Source organism: Lysinibacillus sp. NPDC092081 (assembly GCF_044755845.1).
In the GTDB taxonomy this organism is placed as follows: domain Bacteria; phylum Bacillota; class Bacilli; order Bacillales_A; family Planococcaceae; genus Lysinibacillus.
This window is the reverse complement of record NZ_JBIVRU010000021.1, coordinates 1-16,307: the sequence shown is the minus strand read 5'-3', so window position 1 is coordinate 16,307 and position 16,307 is coordinate 1. Positions and strand designations below refer to the sequence as shown.

General features: G+C 37.6%; 18 protein-coding genes. 15 read left to right on the top strand and 3 right to left on the bottom strand.

Annotated elements, in window-relative coordinates; translation table 11 throughout:
- The first annotated feature begins 117 nt into the window (after nt 1–117).
- Complete coding sequence (locus ACIQLB_RS20970; RefSeq protein ID WP_400730356.1) at nt 118–753, top strand: restriction endonuclease subunit S; 636 nt, start codon at nt 118–120, stop codon at nt 751–753.
- A gap of 217 nt (nt 754–970) precedes the next feature.
- Here the strand turns inward: ACIQLB_RS20970 and ACIQLB_RS20965 are convergent, their stop codons facing one another.
- A complete protein-coding gene (locus ACIQLB_RS20965) occupies nt 971–2,644 on the bottom strand; it encodes a ribonuclease J (protein ID WP_400730354.1) in 1,674 nt (557 codons plus the stop codon).
- Between the two features lie 172 nt (nt 2,645–2,816).
- Between ACIQLB_RS20965 and ACIQLB_RS20960 the strand changes: the two genes are divergently transcribed.
- Nucleotides 2,817–3,581, top strand: coding sequence for a DUF2935 domain-containing protein (locus ACIQLB_RS20960; protein WP_400730351.1), 765 nt, complete (start codon nt 2,817–2,819; stop codon nt 3,579–3,581).
- Nucleotides 3,582–3,865: 284 nt separating this feature from the next.
- On the opposite strand, the gene ACIQLB_RS20955 is transcribed toward ACIQLB_RS20960, so the two are convergent.
- Entirely contained in the window at nt 3,866–4,360 is a 495-nt protein-coding gene (locus ACIQLB_RS20955) for a L,D-transpeptidase family protein (protein WP_400730348.1), read from the bottom strand.
- Between the two features lie 119 nt (nt 4,361–4,479).
- Between ACIQLB_RS20955 and ACIQLB_RS20950 the strand changes: the two genes are divergently transcribed.
- The 6 genes from ACIQLB_RS20950 (at nt 4,480) to ACIQLB_RS20925 (ending at nt 6,641) form a co-directional block, all read left to right on the top strand.
- Complete coding sequence (locus ACIQLB_RS20950) at nt 4,480–4,686, top strand: hypothetical protein (protein ID WP_400730345.1); 207 nt, start codon at nt 4,480–4,482, stop codon at nt 4,684–4,686.
- A gap of 251 nt (nt 4,687–4,937) precedes the next feature.
- Nucleotides 4,938–5,171 (top strand): hypothetical protein, encoded by a 234-nt coding sequence (locus tag ACIQLB_RS20945; protein ID WP_400730343.1) that lies wholly within the window; start codon nt 4,938–4,940, stop codon nt 5,169–5,171.
- A 41-nt stretch (nt 5,172–5,212) separates the two neighbouring features.
- On the top strand, nt 5,213–5,425 hold the full coding sequence (locus ACIQLB_RS20940; RefSeq protein ID WP_400730340.1) for a hypothetical protein: 213 nt from the start codon (nt 5,213–5,215) through the stop codon (nt 5,423–5,425).
- A gap of 15 nt (nt 5,426–5,440) precedes the next feature.
- Nucleotides 5,441–5,638, top strand: a complete 198-nt coding sequence (locus tag ACIQLB_RS20935) for a gamma-type small acid-soluble spore protein (RefSeq protein ID WP_400730337.1) — start codon at nt 5,441–5,443, stop codon at nt 5,636–5,638.
- 133 nt (nt 5,639–5,771) lie between these two features.
- Complete coding sequence (locus tag ACIQLB_RS20930) at nt 5,772–5,942, top strand: cysteine-rich CWC family protein (protein ID WP_400730334.1); 171 nt, start codon at nt 5,772–5,774, stop codon at nt 5,940–5,942.
- A gap of 117 nt (nt 5,943–6,059) precedes the next feature.
- Complete coding sequence (locus ACIQLB_RS20925; RefSeq protein ID WP_400730331.1) at nt 6,060–6,641, top strand: DUF305 domain-containing protein; 582 nt, start codon at nt 6,060–6,062, stop codon at nt 6,639–6,641.
- A gap of 99 nt (nt 6,642–6,740) precedes the next feature.
- Here the strand turns inward: ACIQLB_RS20925 and ACIQLB_RS20920 are convergent, their stop codons facing one another.
- Nucleotides 6,741–7,337 (bottom strand): metallophosphoesterase family protein, encoded by a 597-nt coding sequence (locus ACIQLB_RS20920; protein WP_400730328.1) that lies wholly within the window; start codon nt 7,335–7,337, stop codon nt 6,741–6,743.
- A 285-nt stretch (nt 7,338–7,622) separates the two neighbouring features.
- Here ACIQLB_RS20920 and ACIQLB_RS20915 point away from each other — a divergent pair, with 285 nt between their 5' ends.
- The 7 genes from ACIQLB_RS20915 (at nt 7,623) to ACIQLB_RS20885 (ending at nt 16,154) form a co-directional block, all read left to right on the top strand.
- Nucleotides 7,623–9,119 (top strand): class I adenylate-forming enzyme family protein, encoded by a 1,497-nt coding sequence (locus tag ACIQLB_RS20915; RefSeq protein ID WP_400730326.1) that lies wholly within the window; start codon nt 7,623–7,625, stop codon nt 9,117–9,119.
- 216 nt (nt 9,120–9,335) lie between these two features.
- The gene (locus ACIQLB_RS20910) at nt 9,336–10,322 is read left to right on the top strand and encodes a C39 family peptidase (RefSeq protein ID WP_400730323.1); all 987 of its coding nucleotides are present in this window, start codon (nt 9,336–9,338) and stop codon (nt 10,320–10,322) included.
- A 120-nt stretch (nt 10,323–10,442) separates the two neighbouring features.
- Entirely contained in the window at nt 10,443–11,672 is a 1,230-nt protein-coding gene (locus tag ACIQLB_RS20905; RefSeq protein ID WP_400730321.1) for a carboxylate--amine ligase, read from the top strand.
- Nucleotides 11,672–12,373 (top strand): cysteate racemase, encoded by a 702-nt coding sequence (gene cuyB / locus ACIQLB_RS20900; protein WP_400730318.1) that lies wholly within the window; start codon nt 11,672–11,674, stop codon nt 12,371–12,373. Before ACIQLB_RS20905 ends, cuyB begins: the two co-directional genes overlap by 1 nt.
- 461 nt (nt 12,374–12,834) lie before the next feature.
- Nucleotides 12,835–13,983: a DEAD/DEAH box helicase gene (locus ACIQLB_RS20895; protein ID WP_400730315.1), complete on the top strand. Its 1,149-nt coding sequence runs from the start codon at nt 12,835–12,837 to the stop codon at nt 13,981–13,983.
- A gap of 1 nt (nt 13,984) precedes the next feature.
- A complete protein-coding gene (locus tag ACIQLB_RS20890) occupies nt 13,985–15,214 on the top strand; it encodes an aminopeptidase (protein WP_400730312.1) in 1,230 nt (409 codons plus the stop codon).
- Between the two features lie 25 nt (nt 15,215–15,239).
- Nucleotides 15,240–16,154 carry an SGNH/GDSL hydrolase family protein gene (locus ACIQLB_RS20885; protein ID WP_400730310.1) on the top strand — a complete coding sequence of 305 codons (915 nt, stop codon included), beginning with the start codon at nt 15,240–15,242 and terminating at the stop codon, nt 16,152–16,154.
- Nucleotides 16,155–16,307 lie beyond the last annotated feature (153 nt).

The following is a 16,307-nucleotide window of genomic DNA, read 5'->3' as shown; positions in this document are numbered from 1 at the left end:
AATGATTGGTAGAAAGTTTTTATTGAGAGAAAAGACTTATGCAAAATAGTGTGGATGATTCTTCAGTAGCTTGTTTTAGGGTATAACTAATTAAGTTAAGGATTGGAGGATTCAGGCATGGTAAAGCGTTATCGATTAGATGAGGTTGCTATAATAAAAGAGGGGAAAATAGTACCGAGGAAAAAGTATTTTACGAACGTCGGAGTACCCCTAATTACAGCAGGAAATTTAAAAAAGTTAATGCTAGATGGTGATATTGAACAATTACCAAAAGTTAATATTACATTTAAAAAACATTTTAAATATGCACCAGTACCAGCTAAAACCATCATTCTTACTAAAGCTAATTTGAAGGAAACAAATAAATATATATATCAATGCGAAACTGAAATATGGATTGCAAATGATATCGTCGCTATTATTCCAAATGAAACAATTATTTTAAGTGATTATTTATTACACTTTCTCAGATGGTATCAAATTAATACAGAATGGCATCATTTGTACCAAATACCCATAGATATTCCGATGTTAGCTATCCAACACAATATGGTACGAATTTTAAATACGATTCAGCTTTTATTAAAAAATAAAGAGTCTTTAATGACAGCAATAGAAGTGTTACCACAGCATTTTGACAATTTTTCAATGCAAATAGAGAATCACTCAAAAAATTTACATCATGGGTTTAATCAGGCTCAGTATATTTACAATATCATGCTACATAAAATTTTTAAGGGTGAGCTTAAATAAAATGAAACGGTTCTTCATCCGCACTGGAATCGGATAAAATGAATTTAGTCGGTGTAAAGGCAAAAACCCCTTACACCGACTTTTATCAATTATGCCTCGGCATAATTGCGTCTGGAATCGGCTTTGTGCTTGCACAAAGAACTCCTTTCCGATTCCGTGACATCCGCCGGAGGCTTTAACTTCTTTCAGCGGATGTTGGGACATCTGCTGAAAGAAGTTAAATTTCGATAATTATAGGTAAAATCATTGGTTTTCTTTTTGTTTGTGAAAATAGATATTGACCGACAGCTCTTTTAACTTCTCTTCTTAAGACATGTATTTGCTGCTTACGTTCTTCCTGAAGCTCATTTACTGTTTCTTTGACGAGACTATTTACTTTAGTTAAAAGCTCCTCAAAGTTTTTGGCATAAACATAACCTCGCGAAATTGTATCTGGTTCTGAAATAAAGGCACCATCTACCTTATTAAGCGTTATAACGATAACAAGCATACCGTCTTCTGAAAGCTGTTTGCGATCTCGTAAGACAACTCCTTCGACTTCACCGATACCAATACCGTCGACATACGTATCACCTGAAGGGATTTTCCGTGTTTGCCTAGCCATTGCATTTTCAATATCAACAACATCCCCGTTTTTCATAATAAACGTATGCCCTTTTTTGACACCAACGGACTCTGCTAGCAAACGATGCTGATGTAACATACGGAATTCACCATGAATCGGAATGAAAAACTTAGGCTTCATTAGTGTAAGCATTAGTTTTAAATCTTCCTGATAGCCATGACCTGAAACGTGCATCCCTGTATGACTAGCGGAACCATAGATAACCTTTGCACTTAGCTGGAACAAATTATCAACGATCCGTGAAACACCCTTCTCATTCCCTGGAATAGGTGATGAAGCTAAAATAACTGTATCATCAGGTAAAATTTTTACTTCGCGATGATTTCCACTTGCTAAGCGAGAGAGTGCAGCTAATGGCTCACCCTGACTACCCGTACATAGTACAACAACTTCTTCAGGCGGAAGATATTTCACCTCACGTGCATCAATTAACAAATCCTCTGGAACGTTTAAATAGCCTCGCTCAAGCGCAACATCTACAACATTCACCATACTCCGCCCAAGTAATGCAAGCTTTCTATTTGTACTAATCGTTGCATCTACAATTTGCTGTATACGATTAACATTAGAAGCGAAAGTAGAGATAACGATTTTACGTTCGGCATGTAAAAATGCATCTTCAATATGATTACCGACAAGCTTCTCTGAAGGAGTTAACCCAGGTCGTTCGGCGTTCGTACTTTCAGAGATAAGTACTAGTACGCCTTCTGATCCTATCGCAGACATCTTATGAATGTCTGCAAACTGATTATTGACAGGCGTTAAATCAAATTTAAAATCTCCAGTGTGTACTACATTTCCTTCAGGTGTATTCATAACGATTCCTAAGCAATCAGGTATACTATGGTTTGTTCTAAAGAAACTAACATCAACTTGTCCGAAATTTAATGATGAATCGGAATGAATTTCTATTAATTCTGTCTCTCTTAAAAGCTTATGTTCTTTCAGCTTTAGCTCGATTAACCCAAGAGTAAAACGTGTCGCATAAATAGGGACATTTAATTTCTTTAACAGATAAGGGATACCGCCGATATGATCCTCGTGACCATGTGTCACAATTAATGCTTTGATTTTCTCTTTATTTTCCAGTAGGTACGTAATATCAGGAATTATTAAATCGATACCTAGTAAGCTTTCGTCTGGAAACTTAGCGCCGCAGTCGATAATTAAAATATCATTCCCATACTGTACTACATACATATTTTTGCCAATCTCATTAATGCCACCTAAGGCGAAAATCGATAATGTATTGTCTTTTGTGGACAAGTATATCCCCTCCTAATTTTTCAGTATGTTCCTTTAATGAAAATTCAGCATTAGTAGTATAGCTTTAAGCGTTTCATCCTATACGAAAAGACAATTTTAGATTAAGCATTAATATTAGATTTTCAAGAAGAATAGAATAGAGGAACGTATAGCATAAAGGGGATGTGACTGGTTGTCGAATTACTTACAGCATGCGATGTTTGAACATAAATTTTGGCTAAGGATACTGAAAGATCATTCTCAATTTATTCATGATTCCTTGTATCCATCGGAAACAGAGGATATAAAAAGAGCGAGTTCATTTATTCTTCAATTTTCTCAGCTGCTTGCCTATGTTAATTCGATAGATGCCAATAATGCGGTTTCCTTCTCACTTTCAGTCGATGAAGCTGTAGAACAACTAAAGCAATTTAAATTTTATTTGCTTAGAAAGCAATTAACGGGAAATATTAATATCCATCTACCACCTACCTTTATTAATCACATGGTGAATGAACTAGAGGAATATCAAAATGTACTTAGCTATCTGAAGAAGGGGGAAGTCCCGCCAATCTTTCATGAGCTACATCATCACTTACTCTGGCTGTTAGATGCATCAGGACATGCAGGTATCATTCATGACGATTTGGATGGTGTAGAAAGAAGATTGAGGCAAAAAAGTACTACCTTTGCCCAACATTTTGAAGAATTTTATTTAAAAGCAGTAGAGCTTACAGGATATTTGCGTTCAAATATAGACTCATTCCCCGCATTAAATCGCTTTAATCATGATGTGGATATAGAAATGGGATTATTCAAAACTTTTTTACGGGAGTTAGAGGAGATGGAGTTAAGTGCAGAAGTATTAGGAACATTTACAGCTCTAATGGCGGATCATATGCTAAGAGAGGAGCAATACTATTTAGCGAAGCTTGAACAATCTAGAGGTGAGAGTTAATTTGCACTAAAGTGGTATCTTCAGCAAAGCGAGGGGTTGATTTCCGTTCCGGCTGGGCGCTTTCCTGGGGGCGTCGGGGCAACAGGATGTTGGTCACGAAGGCGTTATCACAGGACGTGATGATTTTAGCCTTCGTTTCTTTATTGCTGATCCCCGAGGAGTCGCCCAGCCTCCACTCCAATCAATCACATCACATAGCATGTATCTTTTGGTACTTCACTTTAGATGTTCTGTCATAAATTCATTTTTCAACAGGCTATCTTAAGAGATAGCCTTGTTGATTTTTAAAGATGAATAAAAACTTCAGTACCAATTGGGACAATGCTTGCAAGCTCTTCGACATCCTTATTATGCATACGAATACAGCCACGTGAAACGGCATGACCGATAGAGGTAGGATCATTAGTTCCATGAATACCATAGTGCTCTTTAGATAAACTCATCCACATTGTTCCAAAAGGACCACCGGGATTTGGAGCCTTATTAATGATTATAAAATCGCCAGTAGGTGTACCATGTAGCATCCTTCCAACCGCAATTGGGTATTGCTTTTGAAGAATATTATCCTTATATAACCGCAACCATCGATTTTCAGTAGAAATATCTATTCTATAAGGGATAGTATTTGGATTAGGAAATCCAGGTATAACAATTTGTTGTCCTAAATAAAGTACATTCGGATCTAACCCAGGGTTAGCAGCCATTATGGACGATAACGGTGTACGATAATTTCTAGCTATTTGGGCCAATGTTTCGCCTGCTTTAACTGTATGAATCAAATTTTTCACCTCCAATAAAATAAGGTTCATCACCATAAGTTAGGGATGACATTTGTTAAAACGTATGTCGTTTTGGACGACCTCAGTCGGAACGGAAATCAACCTCACGCTATGGTGATGTGCAAAAAAATTACATTAATACAGGTTATGCCGTAGATATAGAAAATACCTTTAACTTCTTTCAGCAATTGTCTTTTGTGGCGAAAGCGAAGCGACAGGTACAAATGTTTTATGTAACGAAAGTGAAACGGCAGTTACAGAAGTCTCCCGCCTCTATAGTTGGTGAGATGAATGCAGGTTTAAGTTGCTTTTCAGAGGGTGTTTAAACACCAGCTGAAATAAAGGAACTCAGTCTAAGAACGCCACGTCCTGTGGCAACGACTGAGTGACCAACATCGTGTTGGCCTAAAGCCTCCGGCGGATGTCACAGAATCGGAAAGGAGTTCTTTGTGCTAGCACAAAGCCGTTCCGGACGCAATTATGCCGAGGCATAATTGATTTTCATGAGGATAGCAACTGCAGCTAGTTGGATATGATAAGCAGTAACAAACCATATCCAGTAATCGAGGAGTTATTTATGAAAGAATTTAAAATTACTTATTTTTTTGATGAAATGCATTATGTAAGGAGATTTATCCATATCGAATCACAGGAAAAAGCTGAGGCATTAGTTCGAAGCGAACGAGATCAATATATATCTTTCACTGATAGTAGAGGGATTTATCACGAGCTGCATACAAGACAAATTCGGATCATTCAAATATCTGAATATCATCGTATCGATAAAAATGTGAAAACGAAAGGCTCATGATTTATCCAACATTGCACATAGTATTGGTAAAGGAGTGAGCAATGATGGACATAGAAAACATACCACATGAGAAAAAAGTATTTATGAACTTAGCAAGCAAGAACAAACCAGACATGGTTGAATCAGATACAATTAGTATTTTCGATTTACACGAAGATATGCAAACGGTTGATGCAATACCGATTAAGGAGCTCAATAAAAAGGTAGAACGAGAAGGCGATGAATTGATTGAATTGCAGCCTGATGAATTATAGAAGGTAGGGATTTATATGACTGATCATAATGAAGCTCAGTTTACTTCTGCTGGAACAGATATTAATGAAGTAAAAAGAAAAAATGCAGAAGGTGGTTTGTCTTACAATGAAGTGAAAAAGCTGCTAGCCCAAAGAGGCGGGGGCGGTACAGAAATATATAGTGATACAGATGTTGAAGAAGTAAAGCAAGAGATTCATGGGAAAAAGCAATAAGCTATTTGGAGAGGAGTGTGAAATTAAATACTCCTCTTTTTTTATTCCGTAAAATCGCGGTTGGAATAAAAAAATCACTGATTAAAATTTCACTTTATTTTACAATGTAAAGTACGTGTAAGGAGGTGTACGAATGGAGGAAAAACGTTGTCCGTTATGTGGACAAGAAAATCATTGTGGGGTAGTAAATGGGCAAAAGGATTGCTGGTGTATGACAAAAAGTTTTCCTAAAGAAATTCTTGAAGAAGTACCTCAAAATCAATGTATTTGTCAAAAGTGCTTGGATACATACAAAAAAGATTAAACATTTCGGCTTTGAAAATACTTCAATGCTGTTAGGAAACAATAGAAATCAGTTGGTACAATTGTCTACCGCACAACAACCTATCGGGCATATATTACTCTGAAAGGAGTGTGTCTAATGACTAAATCAGTTGTACTCAGTAATGTAACAAAGGCTTATTTAGAGGAAAACCAAAGGATCCTCGATAAAATGATGCAGGGCATGACCTATGTGACAATTACATGTAGTATTTCAGAAAATTTTATTAAGCAAATATTACCGCATCAAGTAGCTGCTATTAAATTGTCGGAAAATGTTTTGCGATACACCACGAATATACTTGTACAAAATCTCGCATTAGAAATAATACAAACAAGTACGGAGACTGTTGAATGCCTCGAAGCGATACAAAATAGATGCTGTATCGTACAAAATTCGGAATGTGAATTGTACGAATATATGTGTGCGTATAAAGAAATTACCGGGGCTATGTTCCAAGCAATGAGCTTACCACCAGTTTCCAATAATATTAATATAAACTTTCTTCGAACAATGATTGTTCATCATCAGGCAGGCGTTCGACTAGCGCAAAACGTTTTAAGGTTCTGTATTTGCCAAGAATTAATACCAATCCTTCGAAATATGATTCAAACTATGTGCGATCGTATTTGTGAAATGGAAAAATTATTAGATGCTTTAAAGGATTGCGAAAATTGCTAGTTTAAAAAACGCTAGAGTCGAAGTCGGCTTTAGCGTTTTTTTGACTACGATGTATATCAGCGAAATGCCATAGTGAGGTTTGCCCTTGATGAAAAATAATCAAACATTCTCAACAGCAGGGGCGCACATAAATGTTACTGTTCGTTTATTACTATCGTAAAGACACCACTCACGGTGATCAATAACTGATCCAACATTGATACCGTACTGCTTTTCTTGTAGTGCGATTGGTTGGCCAAAGCGAATGCGAATAGGTAATTTTTTATTGTGATGATAAAGACCTGATTCATGACTATGTCCGAAGAAAAGAAGTGATTTCTTGAATGCCGGAAATGTAGGCTGCCACGTCACACTCCATTGAAATTGATGTCCATGTATAAGTGTTGCACCATCAATCTCCATTGTTTCAGGTAGCTCTGTAAAACGTTCGATGCCGGTGACACGTGTAATACGCTCTTCCTGATTGCCACGAATTGAGGGGAATGTTAGTAAATTTTCAAAATCATTTTCAACTATCGCAGCTTTTTGTAGCGGTATACCCGACAATATTTGTGCCTTTTTCTTGCTTACAGTACATTCATATAAATCACCTAATCCCAATACTTTTGAATCTTTTGCAGTTTGCTGAATATGGGCTAGAACTGCCTTTGTATCTTCTATATTAGAATGTAAATCTCCTAAAAGTGCGTACAGCATTTTTTATCCGGCCTTTCCTAAAGAACATTATACAAACATCATACACCTAACAGAAATTGATAGAAAAGTAAAATGTATAAGTATATTTGGTTACTTATTGTTCATATTTTGGTTCATCGCCATAGCGTAAGCTGATTTCCGTTCCAACTTGCGCTCTGGGCCTCATACTTTTTTATGTATAGAAAAATTGCCAACCTTTTCATAGATTGATAAAATATAATTGTAATTTTCTGAATTTTATCAGGGTGTGAGGGTAATGAATATTAAAGATTTGGGGGTCTTATGATGACGATGTTAATGACAGATATTCTACAAAACTATGCTGTGCAGCAACCAAATGGGATTGCAACGGTATACGATGGGACAAAGCTAACTTATAGTGAATTTTATAAAAGTGCAGAAAAATTCGCAGCGTACTTACAAGAGCAAGGCTTTGAAAAAGATGATGTAATTGCATTATATACGCTCAATTCAGATTTATTTTTAATTGCTTATATCGGTGTTCAGTTAGCGGGCTATGTTGTCATGCCCATTAATACAAAACTAGCAGCTCCAGAAGTCGAATTTATTTTTAATCATTCAGAAGCTAAAGGACTTATTTATGATGAAAGGTTAGAGGATGTACTCGCAACTATTGCGTATCCATTTCAACATATTATAGGGCTCAAAGAAATGAAAGAAGTTATTAAAAACTATCCAGGTCAAAGAAAAGCTGTCAAATTGGAGCCTCATGATACTGCTGTTGTTATGTATACTTCTGGTACGACGGGTAAACCGAAAGGAGTAATGCTAACTCATCAAAATATTGTATCAACTGCGGATATATGGTCGTCATCAATGGATATGACCAATGAGGATAGAATGTTTATTTGTACGCCTTTATTTCATTGTGCAGGTCTTCATGTATTTGCGATGCCGATGTTTTATAAAGGCGGCACTATGGTTATAGAAGAGGCTTTTTCTTCGACAAACACATTAGAACAGTTTGTCGCTACAGCTTCAACAATTTTCTTTGGTGTTCCGTCAATGTATACAATTATTTTAAATACACCTAACTTTAAGGAACATACATTTAAATATTTACGTTTATTATGTTACGGAGCGGCACCGATGCCTTATGAGCTTGTTAAGCAAGTGAAGGAGGCATTCCCTAATGTGAAAGTACAAAACCTGTATGGACAAACTGAAAATTCTCCTGCCACCACTTCTCTTTTAGATGCCGATGCATTGACAAAGATTGGATCCGTAGGAAAACCATTAGCACAAACAGACGTCCGTGTTGTTGATAGCTTTGGTGAAGCTGTGCCAGCGGGTGAGGTAGGAGAAATTTGTGTCAAAGGACCACAAGTAATGAAAGGCTACTTACGTAATCCTGAAGAAACAGCTAGAACAATTAAAGATGGCTGGCTCTATTCAGGAGATTTAGGGCGTTTTGATGAAGAAGGCTATCTCTATATTGTTGATCGTAAAAAAGATATGATCATTCGAGGTGGCGAAAATATTTATCCTATCGAGGTTGAAGAGGTTTTATATCAACTGCCAGAAATTCTAGAAGCAGCTGTTGTAGGTTTACCACATGAAGTATATGGCGAAGTTCCGAAAGCATTTGTCGTATTGAAGGAAGGGAAGTCTTCCGATGAAGAGGCGATATTGGTTTATTGTCGGACTCAACTTGCAAAGTATAAGGTGCCACATGAAATCGAATTTTTAGCTGAATTGCCACGTAATGCTTCTGGTAAAGTTTTGAAGCATACATTACGTCCAAGAGTAAGCACGCCATAACGTGTAAAACGGTTTGATGAAACTCGAAAATAGCAAACATAGTAATACATTGATCGGGCGCACACGAGTTCCTCTATTTCACTGGATGTTTGGACAACCGCTGATAGAAGTTAAAATAGGAACGTCTATGAAATTAGCGTATAATAGAGTTTGCGATAAATAGAAATAATAGAATTGAAGTTATTGTCTTCAAACAAGATAGGAGCGGAATTTGTCTTGTGGACGAGGTATAAACGCCTTTTACTAATAGGTATTATGATAATCATGCTACTTTCGAGTTGCAATCCGTTTTCTCAGCAAGAAACGCAAAACAAAGGATTAACAGTATTAACGGTAGAGTTTAATAGTGGTGCACCCATACCTAACCTTTATATAACTGCTACAGATGTAGAGACAGGTGAGGTAGTGGAGGATGCGGTTGGCTCGGAAGAGGGCGAAGCAACATTTTCGAAACTTCTAGAGGGACGGAAATATGCTGTAGCTGCAACTACGCTTGAAAATAGTACGAAAAACGATGGTTATACGACAATCGAAAATTTTACATATGATGCGACAAAGCCATATTATCGATTGGAGACACATTTTTCAAGGGACGAGCAAGAGCTGGATGTACCAGTTGTTATGCAAAAACCTGAACTTCCACATGGCTGTGAAATAACATCATTAACGGCTGTATTAAATTATTATGGGCTAGATGTTACGAAGCTGGAAATGGCTGATAACTATTTACCGAAGCAAAAGATTAGTATTGTAGACGGACAACGATTTGGTCCAAATCCAGCACAGGCTTTTGCAGGTAATCCTCGTGAAAAAACAAGCGGTATGTATGTCTTTGCAGCTCCGATTGTCAAAGCAGCAGAGGCAGTAATAGCAGATAAACAGGCAGACTTACGAGTGACAAATAAAAGTGGTGCCTCGCAGGACGAAATTTTACAGCTTGTTCGGGAGGGAGTCCCTGTTGTGACGTGGGTTACATTGGATTTATCAACACCCAAAAAAAGTTCAGATAAGGGCTGGATCTATGAAGGTGAAACAATGCCACATGAAGCGTACATGAACTTGCATGCTGTTGTTTTAACTGGACATTTAGGCGATAAAGTAGTTGTTATGGACCCATTAAAAGGCTTTGTCACTTATAATGTGGATCAGTTTTTTAAAAGCTATAGAGAGTTAGATGAACAAGCTGTAGCCGTTCATAAATGATTCAAAGAAGAGTTATAAGGAGTACAAGGAAAGTATGTTACACTTGTAAAAAAGGCTCGTCACAGGGGATGACCCCACGTTATGAGAGAGCTTAATAAAAGCTAAAGTGAGTTGAGTAGAATGGCCATTGAGCACGCTTTTTTACCGGTTTTATTAGGAGATGAAATGAATGCTTACGGCATGGCAAGAGCATTTTACGAGTCCTATGGCGTTAAACCACTTGCATTAAATCATACGAATATGGAGAAAATACAGCAGAGTGATTTATTAATATTTCGTGAAATTCCAAGACTCTATATTGAAGAACGTTTTGTCGTTGCGTTAAAGGCAATTGCAGAGGAATTTGCAGGTAAAAAATTGCTGTTATTAGCCTGCGATGAATTTTACGTAAAAAAAATTGTGCAACATAAAGAGGAGCTAGCAGAGTATTTTGTAATTCCTTATGTGGATGCAAACCTTGCTAACGAACTATTAACGCGTGAGAGCATGTATGAACTTTGTGCGAAGTTCGGCTTTCCTTATCCGGCAATGCATGTTTGCACTGTCAATGACTATGAGGAATTTGACATCCCTTTTGAATATCCAGTTGTCATTAAACCTTTGAATATGACAAAGTATGCTACATGTATTTTTCCTGGCAAGAAAAGAGTATATATAGCAAAAGATAACGACGAAAAGAACGCTATTTTCCATGCCATTTATAAGGAATCGGCGTACCGAAATGACTTAATGGTACAGCAATATATTCCTGGCGAAGATGCTCATATGTGCGTCGTAAATGCTTATGTTGGGCAAGATAGTAAGGTAAAGCTGCTTTCTGTAGGTAACCCAATTTTAGAGGAGCATTCTCCGGAGGGGATTGGTCGCTATGTAGCCATCATGACAGCATACAATAAAGACTTAATGGATCGCGTGAAATTGTTTCTTGAGGAAATACGATTCCAAGGCTTTGCCACGTTTGATATGAAGTATGATGAACGTGACGGTCAATATAAGCTATTAAGTATTGAATTACATAATGAACTTTCAAATTATTATGTGACAGCAAGTGGCTATAATTTAATGCAATATGTTGCGGATGATTTTATCCGCGGAAGTAAGCAACAGCTAACATATGTTCAGAACAAGCATCTTTGGACAATTGTGCCAAATGGTGTCCTCTTTAAATATGTACAAAATGAACAGCTTGTGATTGAAGCGAAAAGTCTTATTCGCCAAGGAATGGCTACGGATTCCATCTTTAATTATAAGGATATGAATGCGAAGCGTTGGTTAAATATAACGCTAGATAATTTAAGCTTTTATCGCCAATATAAGAAATATTTTAACAACAAAGGTCTGTCAAACTAATGAAAAAACAAACTTTAGGTATAATTGGTGGCGTTGGTCCACTTGCAACGATGTTTATAGGTGAAATGATTGTAAGACGTACGAAGGCAACGAAGGATCAGGAGCATCTACATACAATCATTGATAATGATACAAATATCCCTGATCGTACTGCCTTTATTTTAGATAGTACAAAGGAAAATCCTGTACCAGTGATAGTAGCAGATGCAAAAAAGCTTGCTTCTGTTGGGGCAAATGTGATTGCTATTCCATGTAATACGGCACATACCTTTTATGATGAGATTGTTGAAGGTTCTCCAGTTCCTGTATTACATATGATAAGGGAAACGGCAAAGCGCGCCTCTGATTTAGGGGCAGAGCGTGTAGGTATTTTAGCGACAACGGGTACATTAACCTCACATATGTATCAAGATGCGTTAGAGGAATTTGATATAACACCAGTTGTACCAGACGATGTGATGAAAGAAAAAGTCATGTCTATTATTTACGATTATGTAAAGGCTGGAAAAGATGTCTCTCAGGAGGACTGGCAGCCGATAGAAGAAGCAATGCTTGCACTTAATTGTGATCGTATCGTATTAGGATGTACTGAATTATCAATCGTCAATCGAGATTTAAAATTAAGTGACAAATATATCGACTCATTAATCGTTTTAGCAGAACGTGCTATATTAGCATGTGGCTATGAAATAGTAGATTAACAATTGAATTAACTTCTTTCAGCAGGTGTCCAAACACCTGCTGAAAGAAGTTAAAGCCTCCGGCGGATGTCACGGAATCGGGAAGGAGTTCTTAAAGGATGTTAGCCTAAGAACATCGCATCCATGCGATAACGGCTAACTGACCTGCATCATGCAGGCCTAAGCACAAAGCCGATTCCGGACGCAATTATGCCGAGGCATAATTGATCTAAATAAAAATCTGTTCGCTTTTCGCAGGTAAGTTGTAAACCTTCAAAGAAACTCAAGTGTCTATGAGGCTTGAAGGCTGACAAATCCCGTGCGTAAGTCGCGCAGATTTTTTTATTCGCATACTCAAAATTTGATAGGTGAAACTAAGAAAGCCTCATTATAACGATTATATAATGGTTTACGTACTTATGAAGTAGGAAAATGATTAGTGTGTTAAACTAGTGTCAAGCAGATAGAAGGTGGGAAATTACATGTCAGTAATAAATTTATTAAATGAAGATTTACAAGCAAAATGGAAATTTGAAGAGCCGATGAAAATTCAAGACGAAATGATTCCAGCAATGCTTGAGGGCAAAGATATTGTAGCCGAATCACCGACAGGGTCGGGGAAGACTTTAGCGTATGTACTTCCTTTACTAAATAAAGTAAACGGTTCAAAAAAACAAACACAAGGACTTATCGTAGCCCCGTCACAGGAACTAGCAATGCAAATTGTAGAGGTTATCCGTGAATGGACAGCAGGTTCTGATATTACGGTTCAACAACTAATTGGTGGCGCAAACTCTGCACGTCAAATCGAAAAGTTAAAGAAAAAACCGACGATTGTTGTAGGAACACCAGGCCGATTAAACGAATTAGCACGCGCTGGAAAATTAAAGCTAAAAGAAATTGAAACAGTTATTTTAGATGAGTGCGATCAGTTACTAAGTCGTGAATATCGTGTTGTCGTAAAATCCTTTATCGAAAATTCAGCATTTGGGCGACAAGTAGTTGTTGTTTCAGCAACAATTACGGAAGAAATTGAATTAGTGGCTAGTCGTATGATGTTCGAGCCAGTACGCTTCAAGATTAAACCTGAAGATATGTTAAAGGTTGGTAAAGTTGTACACTCCTTCGTGAAAGTGGAGGAGCGAGATAAAACTGATTTCCTACGCCGACTATCACATACAGAAGGGTTACGTGCACTTGCTTTCGTCAATAATATCGATCAATTGCTGATGAAGGAAACGAAATTACAATATCGTTCGGCACCGATTGTGACATTACATTCTGACATGAAGAAGGAAGAACGTAAAAAGGCGTTAGATGCATTCCGTAAAGGTGATGCGCGTATTTTAATTGCTACAGATATTGCAGCACGTGGTTTAGATATTGAAGGTTTAACACATGTTATTCATGTCGATGTCCCAAGAACAATTGAGCAGTATTTGCATCGTTCTGGTCGTACAGGTCGTGCTGGAGCAGATGGTGAAGTATTAACGCTATTATCTTATCGTGATGAAAAAACGTATAAAAAATGGACAAGAGAAATCTCTGCGAAACCTGTACAGAAAGTATGGCATGAAGGCAAGCTAGTGGAGGGTAATTCAAAAACAATCGGACAAAAGCGAGGTAAATAATATGACGTTTGAAGAAAAATTACAAGCATATGCAGAACTTGCGGTAAAAGTCGGTGTCAATATTCAACCTGGGCAATACTTATTAGTTAATACATCAGTGGATGCACTGGATTTTGCCCGTTTAGTCGTGAAAGAGGCTTATAAGGCTGGAGCAGGACGTGTTCATGTTAATTTTTCAGATGATGAAATGGATCGTGCTTACTTTGAGCATGCCTCAGATGAAGAATTTAATCGTTTCCCAGAATGGGTAGTTAAAATGCGTGATGAGGTGATCGAACGTAAAGGAGCACTATTATGGATTGATGCTGCAGACCCCGATAAATTAGCAGGTATTTCAGCAGATCGTCTAGCTACCCATCAAAAAGTATCAGGAGCTGCTCTGAAAAATTATCGCAACGCCGTAATGAAAGATTTAATAGCTTGGTCGATCGTTGCCGTCCCTTCACCAAAGTGGGCATCGAAGGTATTCCCGAACTTAGCAGCTGAGGGACAAGTACCAGCATTATGGGAAGCCATTTTTAAAACTGTTCGTATCGGTGAAGGCGATGCTGTTGAAAACTGGCATGAACACGTAGTAAATTTAGAATCTCGTGCGGCCCTACTGAACAATAAAAAATATGCGAAGCTTCACTATACAGCGTCAGGTACTGATTTAACAATTGCCTTAGCGCCACAGCATAAATGGCTTACTGGAGGTAGTAAAACGCCAGATGATACTATCTTTATTGCTAATATGCCGACAGAAGAGGTTTATACGTTGCCGATGAAACAAGGTGTAAATGGCTATGTAAGCAATACAAAACCATTAGTTTATCAAGGGAATATTATCGATGGCTTTAAACTGACATTTGAAGAAGGAAAAATTGTTAAGGCTGAAGCACAGGTAGGCCATGATTTATTACAGGAGCTTATTAATGTAGATGAAGGCTCTTGCTATTTAGGTGAGGTAGCACTTGTACCACATGAATCACCAATTTCAGCATCTGAGATTTTATATTTTAATACATTGTTTGATGAAAATGCATCGAACCATTTAGCGATTGGTGAAGCTTATCCAACTTGCTTAGAGGGTGGAAGAGATTTAGAAAACGGACAGCTTGAAGCGTTAGGTGCAAATATTTCAGTAACTCATGAGGACTTTATGATTGGCAGCGGTGAGATGGACATTGACGGTATTTTACCAGATGGAACTGTAGAGCCAATTTTCCGCAAAGGTAGCTGGGCATTTTAAGCTCTTGAAGAAAGGAGTAGGGCAGATGAAACGATTACTAAATATAATTGGTACAGCAATATTCACGATGGTATTGGGTGTTTCATCTGCATTTGCTCAGATTGAAAACTATCTGTCAGTTGGAGATTCCTTGGCGGCTGGTCAAACGCCTTATCAACAGATTGATACAGGCTACAGTGATTTAATCGCCATGAAATTAGGAATGACTAGGCAATTGAGTTTCTATACGAAGGAGCTCGCTTTCCCAGGCTATACAACAGCTGATGTCTTGAAACGAGTACAATCTGAGGAAGCAAGTGACTTACTAGCTAATGCCACACTTATTACTGTTTCGGCAGGTGCCAATGATTTACTGCGTCTAGTGCAGGTCAATCCAACTGCTGGTACATTAGCCTTTTCACAGCTAAAAACGGATTATGCATTAAATATTGCCAGAAAAAATATGGCGGAGATTTTAGAAGAATTGAAAGTGCGGGCATCTAAAGCAAAGGTCTATGTAATGGGCTATTATTTTGCTTATCCAAATGTTCATGCTACGCAAAAAGAAGGCACGAATGCACAACTTGTAAAGCTAAATACGATTTTACAGCAACAGGCAGAGCATGCTGGTGCAACTTATGTAGACGTATATGATGCTTTTGAGTTAAACGCTACAAACCTTTTACCCAATATCTCTGATGTACATCCAAATTTTGAAGGCTATCGCCAAATGGCAAATGCATTTTTACATGAATATAGTGGAAGTAAAGTTCTAGCCATTTCTTCGTACGAATTGCCAAAGCCTAACCCTACTTCATTTGAGCAGATTTTAAATCAACTAGCGAAGGCAGAGCAGAAACAAGAAGAAAAAGAAAAGCCAAGCCCTACTGCGCGTGCCATTCAAGGTTTTACAGGGTACGCGGCTTTTATGGAAAAGGTAAGAGCTAAAGAATTGTTTTAATAATAATTATTTGTAACAGGGCATCGACAGTGATGCTCTTTTTTATGTTAAATATATCGGTTCTATAATATTTCTTGGGGTATTCATACAATTTCGCGCATAAAAAAAGCACAGATTCACTGATTTATATATACTTGAATTGTCGAGAAACAA

Bases quoted from the DNA above. Each gene is read 5' to 3' on its own strand.
- ACIQLB_RS20970 (WP_400730356.1), top strand. From the start codon at position 118: ATGGTAAAGCGTTATCGATTAGATGAGGTTGCTATAATAAAAGAGGGG.
- ACIQLB_RS20945 (WP_400730343.1), top strand. From the start codon at position 4,938: ATGAAAGAATTTAAAATTACTTATTTTTTTGATGAAATGCATTATGTA.
- ACIQLB_RS20940 (WP_400730340.1), top strand. From the start codon at position 5,213: ATGATGGACATAGAAAACATACCACATGAGAAAAAAGTATTTATGAAC.
- ACIQLB_RS20935 (WP_400730337.1), top strand. From the start codon at position 5,441: ATGACTGATCATAATGAAGCTCAGTTTACTTCTGCTGGAACAGATATT.
- ACIQLB_RS20930 (WP_400730334.1), top strand. From the start codon at position 5,772: ATGGAGGAAAAACGTTGTCCGTTATGTGGACAAGAAAATCATTGTGGG.
- ACIQLB_RS20925 (WP_400730331.1), top strand. From the start codon at position 6,060: ATGACTAAATCAGTTGTACTCAGTAATGTAACAAAGGCTTATTTAGAG.
- ACIQLB_RS20920 (WP_400730328.1), bottom strand. From the start codon at position 7,337: ATGCTGTACGCACTTTTAGGAGATTTACATTCTAATATAGAAGATACA.
- ACIQLB_RS20915 (WP_400730326.1), top strand. From the start codon at position 7,623: ATGACGATGTTAATGACAGATATTCTACAAAACTATGCTGTGCAGCAA.
- ACIQLB_RS20905 (WP_400730321.1), top strand. From the start codon at position 10,443: ATGGCCATTGAGCACGCTTTTTTACCGGTTTTATTAGGAGATGAAATG.
- cuyB (WP_400730318.1), top strand. From the start codon at position 11,672: ATGAAAAAACAAACTTTAGGTATAATTGGTGGCGTTGGTCCACTTGCA.
- ACIQLB_RS20895 (WP_400730315.1), top strand. From the start codon at position 12,835: ATGTCAGTAATAAATTTATTAAATGAAGATTTACAAGCAAAATGGAAA.
- ACIQLB_RS20890 (WP_400730312.1), top strand. From the start codon at position 13,985: ATGACGTTTGAAGAAAAATTACAAGCATATGCAGAACTTGCGGTAAAA.
- ACIQLB_RS20885 (WP_400730310.1), top strand. From the start codon at position 15,240: ATGAAACGATTACTAAATATAATTGGTACAGCAATATTCACGATGGTA.